This window comes from Luteibacter sp. NPDC104163 (genome assembly GCF_055584245.1).
Map to the genome: position 1 here is coordinate 121,244 of NZ_JBVJMK010000007.1, position 23,401 is coordinate 144,644.

29 protein-coding genes are annotated in these 23,401 nt (G+C 62.2%); 13 read left to right on the top strand and 16 right to left on the bottom strand.

Annotated elements, in window-relative coordinates; all coding sequences use genetic code 11:
• From ACZ6YI_RS10775 to ACZ6YI_RS10810, 8 genes are all read left to right on the top strand, one after another.
• Window positions 1-1,284: an NAD(P)/FAD-dependent oxidoreductase gene (locus ACZ6YI_RS10775; RefSeq protein ID WP_465778635.1), complete on the top strand. Its 1,284-nt coding sequence runs from the start codon at window positions 1-3 to the stop codon at window positions 1,282-1,284.
• Window positions 1,281-2,087 carry a DUF1365 domain-containing protein gene (locus tag ACZ6YI_RS10780; RefSeq protein ID WP_465778636.1) on the top strand — a complete coding sequence of 269 codons (807 nt, stop codon included), beginning with the start codon at window positions 1,281-1,283 and terminating at the stop codon, window positions 2,085-2,087. The genes ACZ6YI_RS10775 and ACZ6YI_RS10780 overlap by 4 nt, the downstream gene beginning before the upstream one ends.
• Complete coding sequence (locus ACZ6YI_RS10785; RefSeq protein WP_465778637.1) at window positions 2,084-3,361, top strand: class I SAM-dependent methyltransferase; 1,278 nt, start codon at window positions 2,084-2,086, stop codon at window positions 3,359-3,361. Before ACZ6YI_RS10780 ends, ACZ6YI_RS10785 begins: the two co-directional genes overlap by 4 nt.
• 1 nt (window position 3,362) lies before the next feature.
• Complete coding sequence (locus ACZ6YI_RS10790; protein WP_465778638.1) at window positions 3,363-4,166, top strand: DUF1295 domain-containing protein; 804 nt, start codon at window positions 3,363-3,365, stop codon at window positions 4,164-4,166.
• A gap of 46 nt (window positions 4,167-4,212) precedes the next feature.
• Window positions 4,213-5,235: an SAM-dependent methyltransferase gene (locus tag ACZ6YI_RS10795; RefSeq protein ID WP_465778786.1), complete on the top strand. Its 1,023-nt coding sequence runs from the start codon at window positions 4,213-4,215 to the stop codon at window positions 5,233-5,235.
• Between the two features lie 18 nt (window positions 5,236-5,253).
• The gene (locus ACZ6YI_RS10800; protein WP_465778639.1) at window positions 5,254-5,805 is read left to right on the top strand and encodes a lipocalin family protein; all 552 of its coding nucleotides are present in this window, start codon (window positions 5,254-5,256) and stop codon (window positions 5,803-5,805) included.
• A 142-nt stretch (window positions 5,806-5,947) separates the two neighbouring features.
• A complete protein-coding gene (locus ACZ6YI_RS10805; RefSeq protein WP_465778640.1) occupies window positions 5,948-6,526 on the top strand; it encodes a sigma-70 family RNA polymerase sigma factor in 579 nt (192 codons plus the stop codon).
• Window positions 6,523-7,182, top strand: coding sequence for a ChrR family anti-sigma-E factor (locus ACZ6YI_RS10810; RefSeq protein ID WP_465778641.1), 660 nt, complete (start codon window positions 6,523-6,525; stop codon window positions 7,180-7,182). Before ACZ6YI_RS10805 ends, ACZ6YI_RS10810 begins: the two co-directional genes overlap by 4 nt.
• A gap of 9 nt (window positions 7,183-7,191) precedes the next feature.
• Here ACZ6YI_RS10810 and ACZ6YI_RS10815 read toward each other — a convergent pair whose 3' ends face one another.
• The 5 genes from ACZ6YI_RS10815 to ACZ6YI_RS10835 all read right to left on the bottom strand — a co-directional run bounded on the left by ACZ6YI_RS10815 (window position 7,192) and on the right by ACZ6YI_RS10835 (window position 9,800).
• On the bottom strand, window positions 7,192-7,578 hold the full coding sequence (locus ACZ6YI_RS10815) for a hypothetical protein (RefSeq protein WP_465778642.1): 387 nt from the start codon (window positions 7,576-7,578) through the stop codon (window positions 7,192-7,194).
• Window positions 7,536-7,799, bottom strand: coding sequence for a hypothetical protein (locus ACZ6YI_RS10820; protein WP_465778643.1), 264 nt, complete (start codon window positions 7,797-7,799; stop codon window positions 7,536-7,538). The genes ACZ6YI_RS10815 and ACZ6YI_RS10820 overlap by 43 nt, the downstream gene beginning before the upstream one ends.
• Before the next feature lie 82 nt (window positions 7,800-7,881).
• Window positions 7,882-8,166, bottom strand: a complete 285-nt coding sequence (locus tag ACZ6YI_RS10825) for a hypothetical protein (protein ID WP_465778644.1) — start codon at window positions 8,164-8,166, stop codon at window positions 7,882-7,884.
• A gap of 31 nt (window positions 8,167-8,197) precedes the next feature.
• Complete coding sequence (locus tag ACZ6YI_RS10830) at window positions 8,198-8,950, bottom strand: DUF6348 family protein (RefSeq protein WP_465778645.1); 753 nt, start codon at window positions 8,948-8,950, stop codon at window positions 8,198-8,200.
• Between the two features lie 103 nt (window positions 8,951-9,053).
• A complete protein-coding gene (locus ACZ6YI_RS10835; RefSeq protein ID WP_465778646.1) occupies window positions 9,054-9,800 on the bottom strand; it encodes a helix-turn-helix domain-containing protein in 747 nt (248 codons plus the stop codon).
• A gap of 160 nt (window positions 9,801-9,960) precedes the next feature.
• On the opposite strand from ACZ6YI_RS10835, the gene ACZ6YI_RS10840 reads away from it, so the two are divergent.
• Complete coding sequence (locus ACZ6YI_RS10840) at window positions 9,961-10,152, top strand: hypothetical protein (protein WP_465778647.1); 192 nt, start codon at window positions 9,961-9,963, stop codon at window positions 10,150-10,152.
• A gap of 154 nt (window positions 10,153-10,306) precedes the next feature.
• Window positions 10,307-11,095, top strand: coding sequence for an alpha/beta fold hydrolase (locus ACZ6YI_RS10845; RefSeq protein WP_465778648.1), 789 nt, complete (start codon window positions 10,307-10,309; stop codon window positions 11,093-11,095).
• A 56-nt stretch (window positions 11,096-11,151) separates the two neighbouring features.
• Here ACZ6YI_RS10845 and ACZ6YI_RS10850 read toward each other — a convergent pair whose 3' ends face one another.
• From ACZ6YI_RS10850 to ACZ6YI_RS10870, 5 genes are all read right to left on the bottom strand, one after another.
• Complete coding sequence (locus ACZ6YI_RS10850; protein ID WP_465778649.1) at window positions 11,152-11,643, bottom strand: hypothetical protein; 492 nt, start codon at window positions 11,641-11,643, stop codon at window positions 11,152-11,154.
• A 29-nt stretch (window positions 11,644-11,672) separates the two neighbouring features.
• The gene (locus ACZ6YI_RS10855; protein ID WP_465778650.1) at window positions 11,673-12,047 is read right to left on the bottom strand and encodes a hypothetical protein; all 375 of its coding nucleotides are present in this window, start codon (window positions 12,045-12,047) and stop codon (window positions 11,673-11,675) included.
• Window positions 12,044-12,427, bottom strand: a complete 384-nt coding sequence (locus ACZ6YI_RS10860) for a hypothetical protein (protein ID WP_465778651.1) — start codon at window positions 12,425-12,427, stop codon at window positions 12,044-12,046. The genes ACZ6YI_RS10855 and ACZ6YI_RS10860 overlap by 4 nt, the downstream gene beginning before the upstream one ends.
• Window positions 12,428-12,923: 496 nt before the next feature.
• Window positions 12,924-13,583 (bottom strand): flavin reductase family protein, encoded by a 660-nt coding sequence (locus tag ACZ6YI_RS10865; protein ID WP_440329002.1) that lies wholly within the window; start codon window positions 13,581-13,583, stop codon window positions 12,924-12,926.
• A gap of 93 nt (window positions 13,584-13,676) precedes the next feature.
• Window positions 13,677-13,997 (bottom strand): TonB family protein, encoded by a 321-nt coding sequence (locus tag ACZ6YI_RS10870; protein WP_465778652.1) that lies wholly within the window; start codon window positions 13,995-13,997, stop codon window positions 13,677-13,679.
• 317 nt (window positions 13,998-14,314) lie between these two features.
• Between ACZ6YI_RS10870 and ACZ6YI_RS10875 the strand changes: the two genes are divergently transcribed.
• Window positions 14,315-14,560: a hypothetical protein gene (locus ACZ6YI_RS10875; RefSeq protein WP_465778653.1), complete on the top strand. Its 246-nt coding sequence runs from the start codon at window positions 14,315-14,317 to the stop codon at window positions 14,558-14,560.
• Between the two features lie 87 nt (window positions 14,561-14,647).
• On the opposite strand, the gene ACZ6YI_RS10880 is transcribed toward ACZ6YI_RS10875, so the two are convergent.
• The 5 genes from ACZ6YI_RS10880 to imm40 form a co-directional block, all read right to left on the bottom strand.
• Complete coding sequence (locus ACZ6YI_RS10880) at window positions 14,648-15,553, bottom strand: SDR family oxidoreductase (RefSeq protein WP_440328999.1); 906 nt, start codon at window positions 15,551-15,553, stop codon at window positions 14,648-14,650.
• Window positions 15,554-15,628: 75 nt separating this feature from the next.
• The gene (locus tag ACZ6YI_RS10885) at window positions 15,629-17,005 is read right to left on the bottom strand and encodes a cation:proton antiporter domain-containing protein (RefSeq protein WP_465778654.1); all 1,377 of its coding nucleotides are present in this window, start codon (window positions 17,003-17,005) and stop codon (window positions 15,629-15,631) included.
• A gap of 64 nt (window positions 17,006-17,069) precedes the next feature.
• Window positions 17,070-17,336 carry a hypothetical protein gene (locus ACZ6YI_RS10890; protein ID WP_465778655.1) on the bottom strand — a complete coding sequence of 89 codons (267 nt, stop codon included), beginning with the start codon at window positions 17,334-17,336 and terminating at the stop codon, window positions 17,070-17,072.
• Window positions 17,337-17,484: 148 nt separating this feature from the next.
• Entirely contained in the window at window positions 17,485-18,513 is a 1,029-nt protein-coding gene (locus ACZ6YI_RS10895) for a hypothetical protein (RefSeq protein WP_465778656.1), read from the bottom strand.
• Window positions 18,514-18,564: 51 nt separating this feature from the next.
• Window positions 18,565-18,906 (bottom strand): Imm40 family immunity protein, encoded by a 342-nt coding sequence (gene imm40, locus ACZ6YI_RS10900; protein WP_465778657.1) that lies wholly within the window; start codon window positions 18,904-18,906, stop codon window positions 18,565-18,567.
• An 843-nt stretch (window positions 18,907-19,749) separates the two neighbouring features.
• Here imm40 and ACZ6YI_RS10905 point away from each other — a divergent pair.
• The gene (locus tag ACZ6YI_RS10905) at window positions 19,750-20,805 is read left to right on the top strand and encodes an FRG domain-containing protein (protein ID WP_465778658.1); all 1,056 of its coding nucleotides are present in this window, start codon (window positions 19,750-19,752) and stop codon (window positions 20,803-20,805) included.
• Between the two features lie 500 nt (window positions 20,806-21,305).
• Here the strand turns inward: ACZ6YI_RS10905 and ACZ6YI_RS10910 are convergent, their stop codons facing one another.
• Complete coding sequence (locus ACZ6YI_RS10910; protein ID WP_465778659.1) at window positions 21,306-22,178, bottom strand: NAD-dependent epimerase/dehydratase family protein; 873 nt, start codon at window positions 22,176-22,178, stop codon at window positions 21,306-21,308.
• Window positions 22,179-22,442: 264 nt separating this feature from the next.
• Between ACZ6YI_RS10910 and ACZ6YI_RS10915 the strand changes: the two genes are divergently transcribed.
• A complete protein-coding gene (locus ACZ6YI_RS10915; RefSeq protein ID WP_465778660.1) occupies window positions 22,443-23,303 on the top strand; it encodes a helix-turn-helix transcriptional regulator in 861 nt (286 codons plus the stop codon).
• Window positions 23,304-23,401: the final 98 nt, after the last annotated feature.

A 23,401-nucleotide genomic window follows, 5' to 3' on the forward strand; every position in this document is an offset into this window, starting at 1 on the left:
GTGCGCATTGCCATCATCGGCTCCGGCATCTCCGGCCTGGCCTGCGCCTGGTATCTCAGGCAGGCGCATGAGGTTGTCCTGTTCGAAGCCCAGGATTATCTCGGCGGCCACACCCATACCCACGATATCGAACTCGACAACACCCGTTACCGGGTGGATACGGGCTTCATCGTGCACAACCCCGCGCATTACCCGCTGTTGCACGAGCTGTTCGACAAGCTGGGTGTCGCCTCCCAGCCGACGACGATGAGCTTCTCCGTTCGGAACGCCGCGTCCGGGCTCGAGTACAACGCCACGACGCTGGATACGCTGTTCTGCCAGCGCCGCAACATCGTCTCTCCCCGCTTCCTTGGCATGGTGCGCGACCTGCTGCGGTTCTACAAGGAAGCCCCGGCGGTGCTTGCGGGCCCCTCGCCCGGCCCAAGCCTCGGTGAGTACCTCGCGGAACATCGCTACGGCACGGCGTTCCGCGATGAGCATCTCGTGCCCATGGCCTCGGCCCTGTGGTCGTCACCGGCCGAAGCCATCCTTAAGTTCCCGGTGCAGTACCTGGTGCGCTTCATGGCCAACCACCAGATGCTGCAGGTCGATGCCCGCCCTGAGTGGCAGGTGGTCCAGGGTGGCTCGCGGACGTACATCGAAGCGATGCGGAAGCGCTGGCGCGTCTCCGAGCGTCTCTCCTGCCCGGTCTACGCCGTCACACGCGAAGCCGACGGCGTACGGGTGCGCTCGTTGCACGGCGAGGAAACCTTCGACCAGGTGATTCTTGCCTGCCACAGCGACCAGGCGCTTGCCCTGCTCGGCGACGCAGACGACGCCGAGCGCGACATCCTCGGCTCGATCCCGTACCAGGTCAACGACACGGTGCTGCACACGGATGCGAGCGTGCTGCCGAAACAACGGAAGGCATGGGCCGCGTGGAATGCCCTCCTTCCCGCGACTCCCGGCGAGCACTGCACGGTCAGCTACTGCACGAACCTGCTCCAGGGCATCGACTCGCCGCGTCCCTTCATCGTCAGCCTCAACCAGACGGCCAGCATCGACCCAGCGCATATCCTGCGCCGCATGAGCTACGCGCACCCGGTCTACACGGAAGCGACGGTGCGCGCCCAGTCGCGCAAGGCCGAGATCCAGGGCAAGCGGCGCACATGGTTCGCCGGGGCATACTGGGGCTGGGGGTTCCACGAAGACGGCATGCGAAGTGCGGTGGAAGTCGTCGCGGGACTTCAACACACTGCGGAGAGCGCGTCGGCGGCCCCCACTGTCCGGAGCGTGGTCGCATGACAACGCTCAACAGCGCCATCTACGAAGGCAGCGTCACGCACCGCCGCCACCTGCCGCATCCCCACGCGTTCACCTACCGCATGGCCCAGTTGTACCTGGATCTGGACGAGCTCGACCAGGTGTTCCAGGGCCGCTGGCTCTGGTCGGTAAACCGCCGGAACCTTGCCGAATGGCGACGCAACGACTATCTCGGTTCGCCCGATACACCGTTGTCGGACGCGGTCCGTGATCGCGTGCAGTCGCACACGGGATACCGCCCCACCGGCCCCATCCGCATGCTCGCACACCTGCGCTATGCCGGATTCGTCTTCAACCCCGTCACGTTCTACTACTGCTATGCGGAAGACGGCACCACGCTCGAGAGCATCCTGGCGGAGATCACCAACACGCCATGGCGTGAGCGGCATGCGTACGTACTGCCGGTTGCGAGCGCAACGCATCATGGCCGCGCGATGGCGTGGGCGTTCGACAAGGACTTCCATGTCTCTCCTTTCATGGGCATGGAGCGACGCTACGACTGGCGCCTCACCACGCCCGACGATGACCTGCGCGTGCACATGAAGGTGCACCGTGGCGAGGAGTGCGAATTCGACGCCACGCTCGCACTCGTCCGCCATCCGCTGGGCGCGGCTTCCCTGGCCCGCGTGCTGTGGCGCTATCCCTTGATGACCGCTCAGGTCATGACCGCCATTCACTGGCAGGCGCTACGCCTGTGGCTCAAGCGAAACCCCGTGCACGACCATCCCGGCAAGCGCTCGCGTGTCGATGCCCAACACGCACACGTGCCCGGAGAGGCGCCATGAACGAACTCGCCAAGAACGTCAGCCTCGACACCCAGACATCGAGGGCATCCAGCCTCGATCGATTCCTGCGCCGTCAATTGCTCGGCACACTCGGCGCGCTCGAACACGGCCGCCTCGTGGTCCGGGATGCCTTGGGCACCGAGGAACTGGGCAAAGCGTCGGCGAGTGACGACCTGCCGCCCATCCACATCGCTATCTCGGACCTGCGCTTCTACCGGCTACTGGCGACCCACGGCAGCGTCGGCGCCGCCCAGGCCTTCATCGAAGGGCACTGGCAGTGCAGTGACCTCGTCGGCCTCGTTCGCCTGCTCGTCCGTAATCGTGACCTACTCGACGGCATGGAGACCGGCCTGGCCCGCTGGGGTGGCATGGCGATGCGCGCGTGGCATGCGCTGCGCGAGAACACCCGCGCGGGAAGCCGCCGCAATATCGCCGCGCACTACGACCTAGGGAACGACTTCTTCGGCCTGTTCCTCTCGGACGACCTGATGTACTCGTCCGCCATGTGGCAGGGAGAAGACGACACGCTCGATGCCGCCTCCACGCGGAAACTCGACGTCATCTGCCAGAAGCTCGGCTTGCAGCCCGGGATGCGCGTCGTAGAGATAGGCAGCGGTTGGGGTGGGTTCGCGATCCACGCCGCGTCCCGCTACGGCTGCCACGTCACCACGACGACGATCTCCGCGGAGCAATACCGGCTGGCCCGGGAACGCGTGGCCCAGGTCGGCCTCGGCGACCTCGTCACCGTGCTCCAGCGGGATTATCGCGACCTCAGCGGCTCCTTCGATCGCGTGGTGTCCATCGAGATGATCGAAGCCATCGGCGCGAAATACATGGAGACCTACTTCGCGAAGATCGGCGAGCTCCTGACGCCGCAGGGCATGGCCCTCGTGCAGGCGATCACGATCGAGGACCACCGTTACGAGCAAGCCCTCGCCTCGGTGGATTTCATCAAGCGCCATGTCTTCCCGGGTAGCTTCATTCCTTCGGTCCACGCCATGCTCGTCGCCAAGACCCGGGCCAGCGACCTCGCCCTGGTACATCAGGAAGACTTCGGCCTGTCTTACGCGCGCACGCTACATGCGTGGCGCCAGCGATTCATCGCCCGGCTCGACGAGGTCCGCCACCAAGGCTTCGATGACCGCTTCATCCGGCTTTGGGAGTTCTACCTCGCTTACTGCGAGGGCGGCTTCCTCGAGCGCTCCATCGGCGTCTCCCACCTGCTCCTGGCGCGCCCGCAGGCCCTTCCATCGGCGGCACGATGGACGGCGTGACATGAAGGCCCTGATCCTCCTCGCTGCGGTGATGGTCGTCGTGATGACGGCCGGCTGGCTCTGGCAACGGCGGCGCCGGAATGCCGGCATCGTCGATGTGCTGTGGGCGGGCGGCCTCGGGCTCGCCGCCGTACTGATGGCATGCACGGGTGACGGTGCGTTGCTGCCCCGCCTGCTTACCGGTCTCATGGGAGGTGCGTGGGCGGTTCGCCTCGCCCTGCACCTGTGGCGCCGCGTACGCGGTGAGGAAGAAGACGGCCGCTACCGTTACCTGCGCTCGCACTGGAACGGGCACCAGGGGAAGTTCTTCGCTTTCTTCCAGGGCCAGGCGGCCATCGTGCTGCTGTTCGCGCTGCCCTACATGTCCGCCGCGGCGAATCCGACACCGTGGTCTCCCTGGATGGTGCTTGCCGTCCTCATCTGGCTGGTCGGCGTTATCGGCGAATCCATCGCTGACCGACAGCTGGCGCAATACCGGTCACGGCAGCGCGGACCCGCGAAGACTTTCCGCGGCGGCCTGTGGCGCTACTCGCGGCATCCCAACTACTTCTTCGAATGGCTGCACTGGTTCGCCTACGTCGCGCTTGCGGTGGGCTCGCCCATCGGCTGGCTCGCCTGGGTGGGCCCGATCGTCATGTACGCCTTCCTGCGCTGGGTCAGCGGCATTCCGTTTACTGAGGCGCAGGCGCTTCGCACCCGCGGCGATGACTACCGCGACTACCAGCGCAGCACACCCATGCTGATCCCGTGGTTTCCCTCCCATTCGCATGCCTCCGGAGGCGCGCATGAACACGACCGTCGCTGATCGTCCCACGCTGGCGGCCGACCGCCCCGCGCCCGGCCTGCTCGGCATGGCCGAGCGGGGCCTCCTGCCCGACGCGCTCGTCCGCCTCGGCATCCGGCGGCTCTGCGCACAACGCCTCAGCGCTTGCCAGGCAGGTGGCGCGGAAGCCGAGCAGGAGCGCCACCGCTCCCTCCTCCGCGCATTGGCCCATGCACCAGTGGCCATCCATACCGACGAGGCCAACGCGCAGCATTACGAAGTGCCCACCGCATTCTTCCAGCATTGCCTCGGTGCACGGCTGAAGTATTCGTCGTGCTACTTCCTGGTAGGCACGGAGACGCTCGATCAGGCCGAAGAGGCCATGCTCGAGCTGTACGCCGAGCGCGCGGAACTGGCCGATGGACAGCAGATCCTCGAGCTCGGCTGCGGCTGGGGCTCGCTTACGCTGTGGATGGCGGAGCGCTATCCCAACGCATCGATCACCGCGGTATCTAACTCGCGCTCGCAGCGCGTCCATATCGAGTCGGAAGCGTTGCGGCGCGGGCTCACCAACGTTCGCGTCCTGACCTGCGACATTAACGCGCTCAGACTCCCGGACGCCGCGTTCGACCGCTGCGTCTCGGTCGAAATGTTCGAGCACATCCGCAATCACCAGGCGCTGATGAAACGCATCGCGGGCTGGCTGAAGCCGTCCGGCAGCCTGTTCGTCCACATCTTCGCCCACCGCCGCTCGGCCTATCTGTTCGACACGGAGGGCGAGGACAACTGGATGGGTCGGCATTTCTTCACCGGCGGCATGATGCCCGCCACCGATACGCTGCTTTGGTTCCAGCGCGACCTGCGCATCGACCAGCAATGGCTCGTGGATGGCACCCACTACGAACGCACGGCGAATGCGTGGCTCGCCCGCCAGGACCAGCATCGTGATGCGGTGATGCAGGTGCTGTTCGATGCCTATGGGACGAGGGCTCTGGCCGAGCTGTGGTTCCACCGGTGGCGCATCTTCTGGATGTCCTGCGCCGAACTGTTCGGGTACGCCCGCGGCCAGGAATGGATGGTCGCCCACTACCGGTTCGTCCCGAATCGCTGAGTCCCGAGGAGCGCCGCCATGACCACCCTCACCGCACGCCTGGCACGCACCGCGCTCGCCATCCTCCCGCTGGCCGCCTGTTCGGCGTCACAGCCCAGGGTGCCGCGGGTGGACCAGGTCGATGTCGCCCGCTACATGGGCAACTGGTATGTCATCGCGTCCATTCCCAGCCGGCCGGAAAAGGATGCTGCCAACGCCGTCGAATCGTACCGGTTGACGCCGGACGGGACGGTCGAGACGACGTTCCGCTACCGCAAGGGCGATGCGGCGGGTGAGCTGAAGACCATCCATGCGAAGGGCTTTCCGCACGCTGAAACCCGGAACGCGGAATGGGGCATGCAGTTCGTCTGGCCGATCAAGGCCCAGTACGTCATCTCATGGATCGATCCGGATTATCAAAGCGTCATCGTCGCGCGCGATAAGCACGATTACGTGTGGATCATGGCCCGCACGCCGACCATCCCGGAATCCGACTACACCGCCCTGGCCGGTCGCGTGGCCGCCATGGGCTACGACATGCATGCGTTGCGCAAGGTACCCCAGCAGTGGCCCGAACCCACGGCCCGCTAAGCCCCATGCATCCAGAACCGGCCTGCCGCTCGTATAAGCGGTAACAAGACCGTACCCGTTGACCTGTGGGCTCCGCTGATCCGCTATGATCCGACCCAATCCGCCCTCCCCAGACATCACTCCCCTCGAGGTGGCAAGGCGCGTGTCACGCCCAGCGTCCCCGGACACCGATAACCCGGTCTATTGGGCCACGCAGATGGCTGCGGTCGCCACGCGGCACGATGTCGACGCGTTCATGCACGTCTTCGCGCATTTCGGGCCGCGCCTCCAGCGCTACCTGGTCGGCCTGGGTGCGGCCCCCTCGCAGGCCGAGGAACTGGTCCAGGAAGCGATGCTCCGCGTGTGGCGCCGGGCCGGTCAGTTCGATCCACTGCGCGCGAACGTCTCCACGTGGCTGTTCCGCATCGCGCGGAACCTCTACATCGACAGCGTGCGCGGCGAACCGCACTGGCTGGATACCCAGGACATCCTGGAGCAGCTGGACGACCTGCCCTCCGAGGATGGCGCCACCAGTGCGGAATCGTTCGCCGACGGCATCGGCCTGGACCACGCGATCGACGACCTGCCCCCGCAGCAGGCCCGCATGATCCGGATGTCGTATTTCGAGGCACGGAGCCACAGCGACATTGCCCGGGAACTCGGGCAACCGCTGGGTACGGTCAAGTCGAACCTGCGCCGCGCCTTCGCCAAGCTGCAGGCGGCACTGAGAAAAGCACCATGAAGCCGCATCACCATCCCGACATCACGACCCTCATGGCGTATTCGTCAGGCGCGTTGTCGAGCGCGTTCTCGGCGGTCGTTTCCGCGCACCTGAGCATCTGCCGCACCTGCCGCGAACGTCTGCGGGAAACCGACGCCATCGGCGGGCAGCTGCTGAGCCAGCAGGAAGGCCTTCCACTCAGTCCCGGTGCCGCTGAGCGGCTCATGGCGAAGCTGCACGTTGAAGCGCCTGTTGCCGCGCGCGAGCCGCACGAGCCGACCGCGGGCCACGATCCGGACCTGCTGCCGTCGCCGTTGTGGCCTTACTTCGGCCGCTCATACCGCAAGCTGTCGTGGAAGTGGATCGGGCCCGGCATCCACCACATCCGCGCGGAAGGCGCGACGGAACATCACCTGATGCTGTTGCGCGTCGCCCCCGGCCGCAGCCTGCCCATGCATACGCATGGTGGCAGCGAGCTGACCATGATCCTCCGCGGTGCCTACGACGACACGCTGGGGCATTTCGCTTCCGGCGATATCGCGGATCTGGATGGTGAGACGGAGCACCAGCCGGTAACGGCACCTGGGGTGCCTTGCATCTGCGTGGCGGCGACCGATGCGCCGCTAAGGTTCTCGGGGTGGATGGCCCGGGCGTTGCAGCCGTTTGTTCGGTTGTAGCTCCGCTGGTTAGGGCTTGTCAGCATCCAGCGCTTCGGTGATGAACTCAACAAACGCCCGCGCCGCAAGCCTCGTCGCTCGCCCCAGCGGAAAGTACGCATGCACCGGCAAGGCTGCCATCGACCACTCTGGTAGGAGCGCCACCAGATCGCCACGCAGCACTTCCTCGTGACACGCCCACCGGAGGCGGAGCTCGACACGCTCGCGATTACCAATCCGTATGAAGCGGTCGCGCTTGATGTCGAGGCGTTGCGCGCCAACCCGGCGATTCCGGCGGGGTTTGCGATTTCCGGGCTTGTTTATGACGTGACCACCGGGCGGGTTGAGACCGTCGTGGCGCCTGGGGTGAAGGGTTAGTCGAGGTCGGGGATTTCCGAAGATCGATCCCTTGAGCATGCTTCACATACCGTGTCGTCAAGACTGACTGCTACAAAGAAAGTCGAATCGACCATGAGCTTCGCGGCCTCCGGCTCTTTTGCTGGGGGCCGCAGCGGTGCGCCCTTGAAGATCTCCGAAAGCTGCGCCGGCGTGAGCTCGGGAACCCCGATGTCGACATCGACGGTTTTCAGGCAATCGCTGGCGGATTGATCGGTGCACCGCACGGAGAACGTGACCATGGCAAGCCTCCCAGTGGAACCACTACGGTACGCCTGGCGCCGGTGGCTGGGTATCGGCCAATGGTATGTGGCGGGGGTCAGATCATGCACGCGAGCATGTGACCGTGCCCGATGGACGGCCTTCCATCAGAACGAATGGCGTGCCGACGACTATTTTTGGAGCAACAAGGTCGGGGCAGAGAAAGGCGACGTCAAACTCCCGCGCCTCCCCGGGATAAAAATCCTCGTCAATCCTGGCGCGGAAATCATGGCACTGGGTGCCATCGAACGTCATCATTCCGCGGAGAATGCCCTGCAGGATCGGTCCTTTCCGGCCGCCCTCATCGGTCCTGAGCAGGCGCAGAACGATGGTCGCGTCGCGATTCATGAGTTCCTCCCGCTCCGTTTTGCCGTCGCACTCACGCCGTCGAGGCCTTTTCCAGTGCGATGGCGAAATGCCGGGCGGATTCATAGCCCGGCCCTGACTGCCACGGTAGTGTACGAAAGTGCTCGACAGCTTCTATCCACGGCTCGTTATCCAGCAGGATATCGATGCCACTTACCCCTCCGTTGAAGCTGACCAGCGTGACGCTAATGGCGTGGGGCCCGCGGCTTTGCGTCGCTTCGAACATCCGGCGGAGGGCGGGCCAACCGTATTCCCTGTAGATCCTCGTGAGCGAATGCGTTGATCCTTCCGACTCCTCGGTGATCACCTGCCCTTCGAAGACGTTCCAGCTCGCCATCGCCGATGTCCAGGTTTCCAGCAGGGCCTGGGGTGGGTCGCACACGTGGTTGGACAAGGATTCCAGCATGACGTGGAGCGGGCCGATCATTGTCTTGACGAAGCTGTTGGCCACGGCCTTTTCGCGGGAATCACCGTGGCCGAACATGCTGGAGTACATCGGCTTATTCGCCGTGAGCGGACTGGCGGCCACGAGTTCGAAAGAAACGAGGAAGGTGCCTTCATTCGTCGAAGGCAAATCGTGGATGAAAGCCCTAAGCCCAAGATCCCCTGGCAAGAAGAGGATGTCGCCAGTACGGCCTAGCTCTATGCCGTGCTGCACCAGTGCGTCCGCCAACATCTCTGTTGGATCCCCGACCTGACCAGGCGTTTCGGTGCGTTCGGGCTTGGCCTTCGGGGCTCTTCCAGTGAGGCGCTTTAACCAATCCATCGTGCTTCCCCTCAACATGACCCGGCTACTATACGAGCGCAAGCCGCCAGATAGTGGCTAGATCAGAACCAATCCACTCGTCCGTTCGCGCAGAGCGCAAGGCTCAAGCCGCCGCCACGCTGTTGCGCCGGCGCCAGGCACCCGGTGGGATACCGACGACTCTGGAGAACTGCCGGGTGAAGTGGCACTGCCCGGCGAAGCCGCACGCCGTGGCCACGGCCTCGAGGGTGACGTCTTCCCGCAAGAGCATTTCCTGGGCGAGCTCGATACGGCGCTGGATGACCCACTGGCGGATGGAGCGCCCGAAGCTCATCCGGAACGCCACCGAGAAGCGCCCCGATGACATGCCGCATTGGGCGGCGACATCCGGTGTGGTGAAGCCCTCCGCGAGACGCGCGTCCATGAAAGCCACGGCCTGCTCACGCTGCCACGGCGCGAGGGTCCGCACGGGCACGGCCTGTGAAGATTCGGGTGGAACGGTCGAGGACGCCAGGCGCAGTGCCTGGGCCACCTCGAGCGATGCGCTGGCGGAGACCGGGCCCTGCTGGATCAGCTTCACCAGGATCGCGGCGAGCCTCGACGCGATAGGCAGCCCTTCGTGGCACCCTTTGACCGGCTGGAGCAGCAAGCCCGTGTCAGGTCTTCCGTCTTCGTTTCCATAGGCCACGAGAAGGGGCTTCCCGCGGGTGGCCGCGTAGTCGATGGTGTCGAGCGCCTGGCGCGACCACAGCGAATCGAGAAGGCGGTTGAGCATGGCACCGGTCTGCACGGTGGCTGTCCGCTCCGACGGCATCACCAGTACACCGGTCGATGGAAGCGCGTTGAAGTTCACTGACATGTCTGGCCGCATCACCCACTCCTGCCCCTGGCGTCGGTCGAATGTTCCCCTTGGGGCGTCCGACAAGCGTGACCACCCTGTACGCCATTAGGCCGGGACGAGCGCGTCGCCGATACCCCCAAAATGAGCAAAAATGTTGGACATTCCTGCTCTTCCATACCGGAGCCACGCCATGACGCCCCTCGACAAACCCCTCAAGCGTGAACTGGTCATCGGCAAGCAGGCCTACACGCTGACGATCGACCCTGATGGGTTGAAGCTTGTCGAGAAGGGGAAGCGCAATGGCATCGAGCTGGCGTGGAAGGATGTAGTTTCAGGTGACGCTGGGCTTGCGGCGGCACTACAGGCTTCAGTGAATAGCTAGCGAGGCGGAGGATGCGGTAAGGGTGCTTGAACGCCCTACTCCGCCTCAGTCCATTCGCTCCGATCCTGACCGACTGTCGGTCCGATCCTGCTACTAATCGCGAGCACACCTCGTCCATAGGATAGGTCCATCCTTCCCGGAACGCAGGTGCACCATGTCCGCCACACTCTCCTCCCGTCCGACCCTCCATATCCGCGAGAAAGGCACACGCGGCCCGACGCTGGTATTCCTCCATTACTACGGTGGTTCATCGCGTACATGGGCGCCGATTATCGCCGCCCTGCCCGACGACATGCACACGATCGCCGTCGACCTTCGCGGCTGGGGGCAGTCGGAGAAGCCGGATGACGGTTACACATTGGGCGTGCTTGCCGACGATATCGAGGCGCTCATCAGCGACAAGGGGCTCACGGATTTCGTCCTTGTAGGCCACTCGATGGGTGGAAAAGTGGCTCAATTGCTGGCCTCCCGGAATCCCGCCGGCCTGCGTGGGGTCGTGCTGGTCGCGCCGGCAACGCCGACGCCCCTTGCGCTCCCGCCTGAGGTGCTCGCCGGTTTCGTGAATGTCTACGACACGCGCGAGAGTATCGAGGGCGCCCTGGAGAACATGCTGGTTTCTGCCCCGTTACCCGCCGATCTGCACGAGCAGGTCATTGCTGACAGCCTCGCAGGGGCTCCTGGTGCGAAAGCGGGTTGGCCGCTGGTGATGAGCCAGGAGGACATCAGCGGGGAGCTGCGCCACATCCGCGTGCCGGTACTCGTCATTGCCGGTGGTGATGACAAGGTCGATCCGGTCGATGCGCACCGGAATGAATTGCTTCCTCGGCTCGGCGATGTTGAGTTCCATGTGCTGGCGGGCATCGGGCATCTTGTGCCGTTGCAGGCGTCATCCGAAGTCGCTCTCTTTGTGCAGGGTTTCCTTCGCCAGCGCGTAACCGGTTGAGCTAGGGCTGCCCGGGAAGATCCGCCGTAACTCGCGATCTCGGCTACCACTTTCCCCTAAGTTCGCGCCTCAAACTGCCGCGCGCTTTCGATCATCACATCGAGTAAGGCACCGCCCCTTACCCCTATGCGCTCAAATGCACCTCGCTCACCCAGGACATAAACGGAATAGAACACCGATTCGCCGTTCCAAAAGATCTGTAGTCCGAGCACATACCCCGCCCTTGCCCACCCGCCCCATCTCATCAGGACCTCGCCCAACGCCCTGGCCTCTGTTTCGTCAATCGCTGGGGCCAGAGGAAACGCATTGGAGACGGCACCCTGAAGGTCCCGCGATTCACTACGAAGGTTCAGCGAATCGTTTCCGTTCCCGTCGATGTCGACCGTGTAGATCCTTCCGTTCTCTCGCTCACCGTCAAATTTGACCAGTATCAGCACCTTTTCTCGCTCGACGATTTCGGCGGCAGAAATGATGTGCTTGGCGGTCTTCAGCCAATCGATTCCTTCGGATGCTGAATCAGTGTGTGACGTCACTTCACCTGACCCCATCTTTTGTTTCCCATGGTTCTTGAGCGTCTCTACACACGCACCTTAGATCGAAGGCAAAGGCCAAAATCCCCGACCTCATCGTCAATCACGTCTTCTATCCAGAATTCGATCCCCGGGAAGTCGGATGACACCCTGGCACACCAGGCGTTATGGACGATCGCCAGGATGGCCCGCGCCGACGGGTCGTCCGATGCCCAGTCGTCCCCGCAAATCTCCGTAATAAAGCTCTCGAGGAAAACTGTGTTCATGAAAGCCTGGGCGACCTCCACAGAAGGATGGCGACGCATGCGTTCGCGAAGGCTCGCCTCGGACTCTGACCCGTCCTTGAAGAAGATGAGTCCATCGATCATCACCACCGGGGCGAGGATATGATCCAGCCAGTACGCGAGCTGATGCAGAATCATGATGGCTCACCCGTCGCTATCTGGACCACCACTCGAGTGGGATCGTTAAGCGTATCAACCCATACCACTACAATGGCTCGGGTGTCCCCTATCCTGAGTTCCAGGAATCGATCGTCACCCGAATCCATAAGCGCCACCAGCCCGCTCGGGAACGAGATATCGCAAACGGCCACCTGGATGAGATCGTCCATTTCTGGCACGTCTTGCCCAAGGAAAAGTTCCGTCTCTCCATCAACCGAAGCTTGAGTTGCGACCGACGCACACGTACTTGTGTAACTGACGACGCTGTCATGATCGTACTCGGGAATCACAGCTTCCTTGTTTGTAGGATCGAGCACGAAAATAATACCGTGCGTGGGCGTAACCGTTACGCTCTTCATCGTGGCGTACATTGATAGCGCGCCACGCCTGATTGCGACCCGCCGGCAATCGGGAAACCGGTCTTTGGATCCCTCGGTGGCGGACCGAAACTGGACTCTAGCAAGAGTGCCGGGCCGTCACATGCTTCCTGGGCTCGCTGATCGCAGAACGCCATAGCATCGCTTCCGCCACCCGTCATCATGCTGCAGCTGACCCTGACCGCGCCGGTGGCGTCTGGCTTCGGTGGCGGGGGATTCAAAATGCTGCAAGCGAATGTCGCACAACTGACCACAACGAGCGCCACGGTCCTTAATAGTCTTCGGACAACGGTCATGCGTGCTCCTTCACATTGATGGCAGAGAAAGATGCGAGCCACGCCGGCAGACCTTTCTCAGCGGAGCCTATCCTGTCTTCCCATCCAACGGGAATAGGAACCTGGCCCTGTCGCCCCCAGCCCGCCGAAGGCAACCCAGGCGAACCCGGGTGCCCGGCGCATGCGTGTGGCGTGAGGTTCCTTCAAACCCGAGCCAGGGCCTCATAAGCCTTCTCCGGTATCTCCGCCAGCCTTGACGGATGTACCTGCCCGCTAAGCCCATAGAACTTCTGGAAGCTCATGATCAGCGGCTGCCACTTGTCAGGGTCAATGCGGTTTGCATGCCCTTCCATGAGCAAATCCGGGTGGACGTGTACGCGCCGGACGCGCACTTCGAACAGCTTGATGAATCCGCGCAGGTCGTCGCTGTCTTCGCCGATACCATGAACTGCGGCGACGCTCGCCTCCAACTGGATCGGGCATTCAAGGGCCCGCGCCGCGCCGACGAGGTCAGCCGGCACCCGGGTCATGCCGGCGCGGTCAAACTTATCCGGCTCGTACACGTAACCCAGGGCCTGCCTGAACTCGGAAACCGGGTACTTCCCCGTGGTCCGCGCGATCCGATCAACGGCGGTTACCTCGTTCACCGAGGGCAGGTTCAGCACGCATTCGCCCGTGCGAAGCAGGTTATGCGTGGTTTGCGAATCCGCCGCCAGGCCGAGGACGCCTCGCCAGCCAAGCCAGAAGGCCGATGACATTGGGGCGAGGTTGTGCGTGCCGTCTTCGTTGACCGTGCTGATCAGTACGACGGGCGTTCCCAGGTAGAGGATGTGCGGTTCGATAACGGAGTGAGGGCGATTCATTGGAGTCGTAATTCCGTGGGCGGGTGGTTACATGATGCAAACCGCCTCGAGATAACGACATCCGGTTCTTGCGGACGGGCATTTAGTTCATGGCTACGAGTGCGGCCGCCCTTCTGACTCAATAACCACGGGCACCCTGACGTTCGCTTCCGTCGGCTGCCCTCGAACCATGGGCGGATTGAAATGCCACGCCATCGCCGCGGCGACAGCCTTTGCATCCGCCTCCTTCGAACCGGACGGCTTTACAACGTGGGCTTCCGTCGCGTGGCCCGCCTTGTCGACGTGTACGTCCACCAGGACGTCGGTCTTTACGATGTTGGTGCCCGGCGGCGTGTCCTGCGCGGGCGTCTCCTGGGCAAACGCCCCTCCCGACGCAGTCATTGCCACGCTGGCCAGCACGGTCATGAATTTCATCATCGGGAACTTTCTCTGAGGTAACGGCAATTCGAACACCCCTATCGAATCGAGAGCGTCCGGCAGGCGCTACAGTCCATTCGCACGCTTTCCGCAGTCTTTCGAACACGAGGCCGTAGCGGTGTCGTGACCGGTACGCCCTAACCGCCTCCAGACGTGAACCCACCGTGCAACCGGGCGATCCGGCGGCATGCATCGGCGTCACCCACCAAGGTGGACGCTGTGATTACGGCGGAGTTGGCGGCGGCCGGTCCTTGTGGGTTCACCCGGTTCGCCGCCGGCCCGGCCGACCAGAAAACGAACCACAGGAATGCTCGATGGGCTGGAACGATCACATCAGGAACGAACTGACCGAGTCGCTGAGGGATGCTATTGCCAGCGGCTATCTGACGGCTGAGGACCCCGGGTATTCCGTCGCGGTCAAAGTGAGGGACCAGGGTCCCGGCAGCCTGTCGGAGATTGAACAGGATGTTTTCGACTTCGAGCTTCGGCCGTTAATTGAATCGTTCGAGCAACGGAAGATCGAAGACATCGGGCGGGATGAGTTGGAGAAGCCTGAGTGAGGGCCGGCGGGCCTTTCTTGCTGCCCATGCCGGCCTCGTAGGTTCTTGTTCCGATCAAAGCACCCGTCGCCGGATGCTTCGACTCCATCACGGCAACGGATTGCCGCCAGTCACCCCGTAAGTCTCGCCCGTCACGAAGCTCGATTCATTCGAGGCAAGCAGCACGTAGAGCGGCGCACACTCCACGGGTTGCCCCGGTCGCTTCAGCGGTACCTGGGCGCCGAAGTTCTTGATCTTCTCCATCGGCTGCCCACCGGACGGTTGAAGTGCGGTCCACACCGGGCCCGGTGCCACTGCATTCACGCGAATACCCTTCTCCGCTACCTGTTTCGCCAGCGACTTTGTGAATGCCACGATGGCGGCCTTGGTTGTTGCGTAGTCCAACAGGATGTCCGATGGATCGTAGGACTGGATCGATGCGGTGTTCACGATCGTGCTGCCGGCAGGCATGATTTCGAGTGCGGCTTTGCACAGCCAGAAGAGACCGTAAACATTCGTCTTCAACGTTGCATCGAACTGATCCGTGCTGATATCCGCAATGCTTTGCTGGTGGGTTTGCTTACCCGCCACATTAGCGAGGATGTCCAACCCACCCATTGCTTCGCTTGCCTGCTTCACCAGCGAACGGCAGAACGCTTCATCCTTCAGGTCGCCGGGAATCCCCTTCGCTACCACACCCTCCTTTTCGAGCAGGGCAACGACTTCCTTTCCGTCCTGCTCTTCTTCAGGCAGGTAAGTAATCACGACGTTGGCGCCTTCCCGGGCGAATGCGATGGCCGCCGCGCGGCCAATGCCGCTATCGCCACCGGTAACCAGAGCACGCCGCCCGGCGAGTCGGCCGTGACCCTGGTAGCTGGTTTCACCATGGTCGGCGGGCGGCTGGAGATCGTGCACGGTGCCGGGTGCCGACTGCTTCGGCGTATCGAACGGCGGTCCGGGAAAACGGGTGACCGGGTTGACCAGGACTGGGCTGTTCTTCGTGCCGTGGCTCATGGTGTGCTCCTCGAGAAAAACCTTACCCTAAGGAGTGACACGTGCCTCTAGCGTCCACGCTGGACGCTCATCCGTTCACCTATTCGTGCCGCGCGTGCCCACCGAAGCAGCGGCGTCGCGTTTGGCGGCCAGCGCGTTAGCCCGCCAGCGCATCAGCGGTGTCACGCTCACCCCGTGCGCCAGGATGCTCACCGTCACCACCGTGATGACGATGCCCTCCAGCGCGCCAAGATGATCGCCACCGAGGCCATGGCCGATGGCAAAGGCGAGGTAGTTCAGGCTGCCCAAGCCACGGATGCCAAACCAGCCGATGAGAAGCCGGCGCTGCCAGGGAACGGGACTACCGATCGTGGCGAGCCACACCGCTATCGGACGGATCACCAGCATCAAGGCCAAGGCGACCGCCACGCCGGTCCAGCTCAAGGCAGGCATCGCCGCGACACCGACGGCCAACACCAATGCCGCCGCGATCAGACGCTCCACGGTTTCCCCGAACGACAGCGCGTCGGAGACGACCCAACCCACGGTCTGGCCAGCGTGATCGATCGCAAACCCTGCCCGCTCGTTGGGATTCACACGGGTCTCCGCCGGAGCAAGGTCATCCGGATCCGCCTTCCCCTCATCCGCTACGTGCCGGCTCACGCGAAGCTCGACTCGCCGCAGCCCGACACCCGCGGCGAAGGCTGCCAGGAAGCCCGACGCATGGATGACTTCGGCCAGGGCGTACACCCCGATCATGATGCCCAGGGCCAGGAAATCGCTGGGCGCCACATCACGCGTGGCATGGCGCAGGTGGGTTCCCAGATGCCCTAGGCCCCAACCACCCAGAAAGCCGACGACCACGCCGCCCGCCAGGCTCCACAACACGTCGACAGTCAGCCAGTGGGACCAGACGTCGGCGAAGGTTGCGCCCGGCGCCAAGAGCGCCAGGGCCAGCACCAGCATGGGCAGCGCGGTGGCGTCGTTCATGCCCGCTTCGCCCGAGATGGCCACCCGCAAGGCGTCGTCGTCCCGTGCGTCGTCCACCGACACCAGCGAGGCCAGCACCGGGTCGGTGGGGCTCACGATCGCGGCCAGGGCCAAGGCGAGCGGCAAAGGCCAGCCGAGGCCGAACATGGCCACGAGGACCATCCCGGCGACGGTCAGGATCATGGCCACCAGCGCCAGGCGCAATGCCATCCGCCACCCTCCATCGCGGAAGCGCAGCCGGAGCTTCAGCCCGGTGATGAAGAGCGAGACCACCATGGCGGCCTCGGACGCCACGCGAAGCCAATGGATGTGATCCGAGGTGAGCGGCAAATGGGTCAGCGCGAGCACGCCCGGCCCGACCACGACCCCGCCGAGGAGGTAGATGGCAAACGTCGTCACGGGCCCGCGGTGGATCCACCCCGAGAGGAACGAGGTGACCAGCAGGAGCGTCGCGGCGAAGACGAGCCATCCGAGGGTCGGCATGGCTTATGGTTGCCGTTGGTTGATCAAGGTCCCGCGAATGGCGGGAAGCGTCGAAACCCGCCGGCTATCTGTCCAGGGAGTCGGTGCGCACGATGCCCAGAAGCTCGTTGGCTTCCTCTTCGGTCACGGTATGTGCTTCGACCAGGAATGCCACCGAGGTCTGATTGGCCGTATCGGTCAGCACCGTTGGCCCCTCCTGATCCAGGGCTCCTTCAACGTAGCCGCCGAGCGTCAAAAAGCCCGCCTCGACAGAACCAACGGTAAAGCCCGCCGCGCGCTCGATGAGCGCCATGCGGAGCTCCTCGTGGAACCAGATCACCTTGCCAAGCATGCAACACCTGTGAAGTCCGGCTGGGGATACCGGCGCTTCTGAGGTTTTCGGCACGGGGCGTGGTCTTTTTAATCGGGGGTCTTCACATTTGTGAGGCTCAGACGTTCTCTGGTCTGGAGTGTGCGGCTACAAGCTGGTCCGGGAGGGATCATCTGGCCTGGCCCGTCCTTTGATGGTGGAGAATCGCGTGGGCGACCTCGTTCCACGACGATCCCCTGAACGCCATGGATAGCTTCGGATCGTCTGCCGGCAACCTCGTCCCCTCGTAGAACGCGGTGCCTTCCTGTATCCCCATGCGCAACGTGATGACGTCCCCGCGGCGCGCCAACGCATCGAGGCGTGCGAGCTCACTGGCCATATCGGCACCTGACCTCGGCACGGGCTCTACGTCGTCGTCATGCAGGCACCCGAGCAGTTCCTCGAGACACGACGCATTAGCCCGGAACGCAGCCTGGTCTCCCCTGCCCGCACCAATAACCAACGTGTACAACCTTCCGTTATCGCGCTGCCCATCGAACTTCAGGAGAACTTCAACGCCGTCGCGAAGCATCAAGGCATGAGCGACTGGGATTAGCGCTGCCGCGCGCTTGAACTGTTCGGGGATTTCGGTCTCGGCCGCGCGTGGGAGCGAAAGGTCGTAGTTCATGAAACCCTTGGCGTATCGGGCCGCGTCGTCAAGGGATTCGAACACGACCAAGTCCGGTCCACTGAGCATGAAAGCGCGCTCCGACGCCTCATCGGGAAACCCATAGAGCGCAACGTCTGCGTCGCGATCACCAACTATGATCCAACTAACATCTTCTGGGACGACGATGAAGCGATGGGCTACGTCATAGATGGAAATGGGCCATCCTTTCGCACCCATGGCGAAAAGAGCCGACTCAATCTCCTCCGGATCATCGTTGCCAGTGACAACCACACCGCCGAAAGTGCCTGATTCATCGAAGTACTCTCCGGCATCCGGGATAGTGAAGAAAAAGGCAACCGGACAGTGGCTGTTGTTCCACGACCACGTACGGACAGCGGATATCGATTCTGGACGGAATAGAGAAGAGAACCCAGCAGCGACCATCTTGGGAAAGTGCTTCGCAACCACGGTCTCAAAGGGCGCAGCTGCTTCATCACGCGCTAGCGAGTTCCAATATGACCATTCGTCGGATGTCGTGATGCGCCTCATGCTGACCTCATGGACTCAGGTTCTTACCGACGCCCGTAGCAGCTCAATCCTTCAATCATTCTGAACCACCAGAGAGAAGTAAGCTGAGCTGCCCTGTGGGTCTTCGAAGTGCGTGATGTAGTTGCGGCTATCGCTGACTGACCGGGCAACCAGCGATTGATCCGTTTCCCCGGGGTTTCGATTTGTCGACCAATTTGCCAAGGCAAATCGAAGGTCTGCCCCGGTCATCAGGTACACATCGCCGCCCAGGATGACGGCGCTAGCGCCCTCCAGAATGTCGATCGCCTGGAGAGTTGCCTCTCGGGTTAACGCAATGTCGGCAATGCAGAAGGTTTCTCGAAGATCGATACCGTGCTCGTTGAGCAGATCTAGATATTCGTCAGGAAGGGCCATGAATCAATCCTTTCGACTGTCGGACGTGGAGCCTGGCCAGTTTAACGAATTGGCCTTACCGGCTTCAGCCGAGACATCAAACACACCATATGGCCCGTCGACACTACGAAGCAGGTCTTCTGTCGGAGTGCGTTTACCGATAACCAGGTATGTATGACCAACAACGCAGCACCTCGGACTCATCTCATGAATCGAGTCCACCGAGACCAGGCGCGCAGATGGCCCAAGCTCACCTTTCAACACGTTGTTTACGTCAAACGTAGCGAACTCGAGGAACCCGTTACGATCAGGATTAGGCGCCACGCCTCTCACGGTCCCAGTAAAGACAACGTCGGCGTCGGCAATTCGTCGCTCGAGTGGTCGCACGGGGACAACGTAGGCGAAACATGCGCCAACAATTAAAACAATCAAGACCAAAAACATTACTGTTCGCATCGAGTTACGCACGTTTCTATGACCTTTCGATTGAAAAAAGAAGGCGTCGTCCTGAGGGCAAAATCGGCAAAGAGCTCGGATGGCCCACGATGTGTATATCCCCGGCGTGCAACAGGCCACCTTAGGCGGTGCGATACCAGAGCATCGCATCCTATTGAAGCGCCAACCATGGATGATTGAAAGGCGACCTCATACGGCCCTAAGCGGCAACGTTTCGCTGAAACATGTATCAGCGATGCAACATATTGATCGCACTTTCCTGCGGACGAAGTGCCGTGCATAGAATCCGAGGCAAGAGGGGCTGACTGTGTTTGACCGCGACCGCTGTGTCCGACACTTCTCCGGCACTGACTCATCTCGGCCTTTCGCACAGATAGATCGGAACAAGACCTTCCAGGAACCACTCGAATGAACATTCTCGAAGTGATACGCGCGTTGCGGGAGGACGATCCTCCTCTCCCCCTGATGGGCCGAGACGAACCGGTCACCTACGGGAGGTTTCTCGAGTTTCAAATCATGACCTGGAATGGAATAACCAGAGTCGTCCCGAGTGAAGCTCTGAACCTTCCCGGACGTGTCGCTCAACGGTCATTCATGTACAGAGGTCAGATCCAAAGATTTCCGGTCTGCAAAGCATCCCTTGTCAGGGACGCCAACGATGACCTACAAAACTTGAGATCACTTAGCGTCCTCGAACACGTAAGGGTGGCCGAGCTCGAGCTCATCTTGCGTTCTCATCCCTTTAAGGAGGTAGCGGACCTATGGGGATTCGATGTTGACTACCATGCGCTTGCTCAGCATTACGGAATAAAGACGCATCTTCTCGATGTGACCTCGAACGTAGAGATCGCGGCATTCTTTGCAGTCGCTCGCTGGAACTCCGGCTTACGTAAATTCGAACCCATGGACAAAGGTAAAGGCGTTATTTACCGCATGGACTGGGTCGAACTTGGGCCAGGCTATTCGAAGGCATTCAATCCTATAGGGTTCGGCCCGGGACTTAGGCCAGCTCGACAACACGCATGGACGCTCGAGCTGCATCCCAGCGTGAATTTCGAAGACATTCCCCAAGTTACAGTGATCGAATTCAAGCACGAGAAGGCAGCTACCCTTGAATTATTCGAACGATTTCAGAATGGCCAATATCTTTATCCGCCCGATTGCATGGCATCTCTCGTTGAGAGAATCGAACGGCTGCCATTTGTAACCATGGCCTCCATCAGGCATGCAGCGTCGAAAAATGGAGTTGCCACGGATGATGTCGATGGTTTCTCTAAGCACACAGCAGCGATGCTCTACGAAACACTCGGCAAACGGACACTGAGCGATTATTCACTTCAATTGAGCATCGACGATATTGCCATCGCACGCCGGCAGGCGAAAAAGCTCAAGAAACGACTAGGTCGGCTTCGACTCGGGCTGATGCCGGTCCGAGTCAGGGCCGATCATGGAGCCGATAGATAATGGCCCCCGCCGCCGCCGCGCCGCCCACTAGTTCACGCGAATGGCGGAGGAGTTCGTCGTACTCGAACGGCTTTTGCTGACGTCCAACAGCGCAGCGGCTATTGAACTGGAACTCTGGATCCGCTGATTAGCGGACGCCACGTTCTCCGCAGATGTCGTCACAGAGGCATGCGTAGTGGCGAGTACGTCGACAAGCAAGGTCGCGGCCAGACCGAGACCAGTAGGCGGCATCTACTCGCAGCCCACTCTGGAATTGATGGAACGCGTGCATCGCTTCCTGTCTGATGCGCAGGCATCCACCGATTTTTCGGCCGTTCGGGTCGGGAAACGCATGGGGATGATCCTGTCGCGCTACCCGAGCAATGCTCCCGCTTCGGGTGCAGCCTGCTTTCCATACCCTGTGTCGACGGTATCAGCGGACCATGCTGCCCGTCATCCGGTCAAGCTCCGACCTGAAATCATGACGTGAGATAGTTGCTCCTAGCGGAAAGCGCCTTTTCTCAGCAAGCGCTTCGTCCTCCCCAGATGAGGCATAGCCGTACGAGACTGAAACATCCACCCATCGGTGGCTCACGTAAGCGAGGCCGAGCACCAAAAGTGCAATGACAACGCGAGATCTCCTCAAAATTCCTTCTCCTAATGGCCACGCAGACCAGGCATCCATCCGAGGATCTCGCGGGCTTTCGACAGGTCGAGCACTCGATCGTCGTCGGCGATGTTGTAGACGCCGGCCGTGCCCACGTCGAGCGCCATGATCGCAGCGCTGACCGCGCCATCGACATAAGGGGCCTGTCCTTGCCTTCTGGCGTATCGGCGCCCGTGCCCTCGCCCCAGAGCTGTCCATAGCGCAAAACAACACCGCCCGACTCCAGCACGCTCGTTTCAAGCGCCACGACGCCGGCGACGCTCACCGAGCGCATGCCCTCAGCCTTTACGTCGAGCGCATCGGTCTCGGAGAACCGTGCTGGGCCGGGGGCATAGGCCCACGCAATACTCTGGGCGATAACGCGGGTTACGCCTGCGGCCTGGGCTGCCGCCATGAGGTTGCGGGTACCCTCTGCTCGGATACGGGCGTTGCGGACGATACCCTCCTGCATGCGCGACGCGTCGAGGTTGCCTGGCAGGTCCGTGAGCTGATGGATGAGGGCGTCCGGACGCGCGGCCATCATGATCCTGGTCAGGCGTTCGGCGTCGAAGACATCGGCGACGACGGGGATGGCTCCTGCCTCGAGCAGACTGTCCGCCTTGGCCGGGTCGCGTGTTAACCCAACAACGCGGTAGCCGGCGTCCACAAGCTGAGGGACCAGCCGTCGGCCGATGGCTCCGGTCGCGCCTGCGACGAGCACGCTGGAGCGTTTGGATGGCGTCATCATGGGTCAGTTCCTCCGGAAAGAAGCATTCACCATAAGGGTGTCTTGCACCATCCAATAGGGCCAAGAACTGTGATATTGGCCGGGACAAATGGATCCAGCCCACCTGACAGAGGGTGGGCCGGAAGTGGATGCGACGAACGCTAAAGCACCTTCGATACCTGCCGATAACCATTGAATGGAAAATCGGCTCGCGCCCCCGCCACTGACACACCCTGTCAGTGCGACCCATCAGGCTCGCGTCATCACCTCGTAGGGAACGGACGTTTGGCCTCGCACGAAACGCTGGCACTTCGCCTCACCATGATCCTGCTGCGGCTGAGCGGCGGCGAGGCCGTAGACCGAGCCGGCCTGGCAGCCGAGTTTGGCGTGACGGAACGGACCATCTACCGCGACCTCAACCGACTGGGCGCAGCGGTTGAGTGCATGGACGATGGCCGCTACCGCCTTGTCAGTGCCGTGCCCGCGAAGACCGGAAGCAACACGGGAGAGCTCCTTGATGCCCTTGGTCTCTCGCCCACCGCCGCTTTCGCCCGCGGTCACCTCGTTCCCTCCGCCGCGCATAGCAACGTCTTCAAACTGAACGGCAGCAGGGTGGAGCTCATGCCCATCGGCGGACGCACGTTTTCGATGCTCAGCCAAGCCGTGGCCGAGCGATCCGTCATCACCGTTCGCTACCACGGGCGGACCCGCGTCCTCCACCCCTATCGGCTGGTCCACCAAAGTGGCGTCTGGTACCTCGCAGCCACCGAATGCGGCCAACTGCGGTCATATGTCGTCAGCAAGATTGAAGGCCTTTCCATTGAAGGGCACCACTTCGTGGCCGATCCGCACGTCGTCGACACCATCTCGGACGAAGACGACATCTGGTACGGCAGTGAACGGTTCGATGTATGCCTCTCGATTGGGGCCTACGCAGCACGCTTCTTCCTTGCCCGCTCGCTCCTGCCCCGCCAGGAAGTCATCGAGCGCAATCTCGACGGATCGCTCATGGTTCGTTGCGCTCCGGTCCACGTCCGCCAGATAGCGCCCGTTGTGCGCGCCTGGATCCCTCACGTCCGCGTGCTTGAACCTGCCTGGCTTGTCGCCGAGCTGGACAACGAGCTTCGCGCTTACCTCGATTGCTGACGGCTAAGGAGTTCCCCATGTTCCGCATTATCGGTGCAACGGTCGTGTATGGCTTTGCCTTTGTGGGATTGTTCCATGTGATTCGAAAGCAAGTAGCG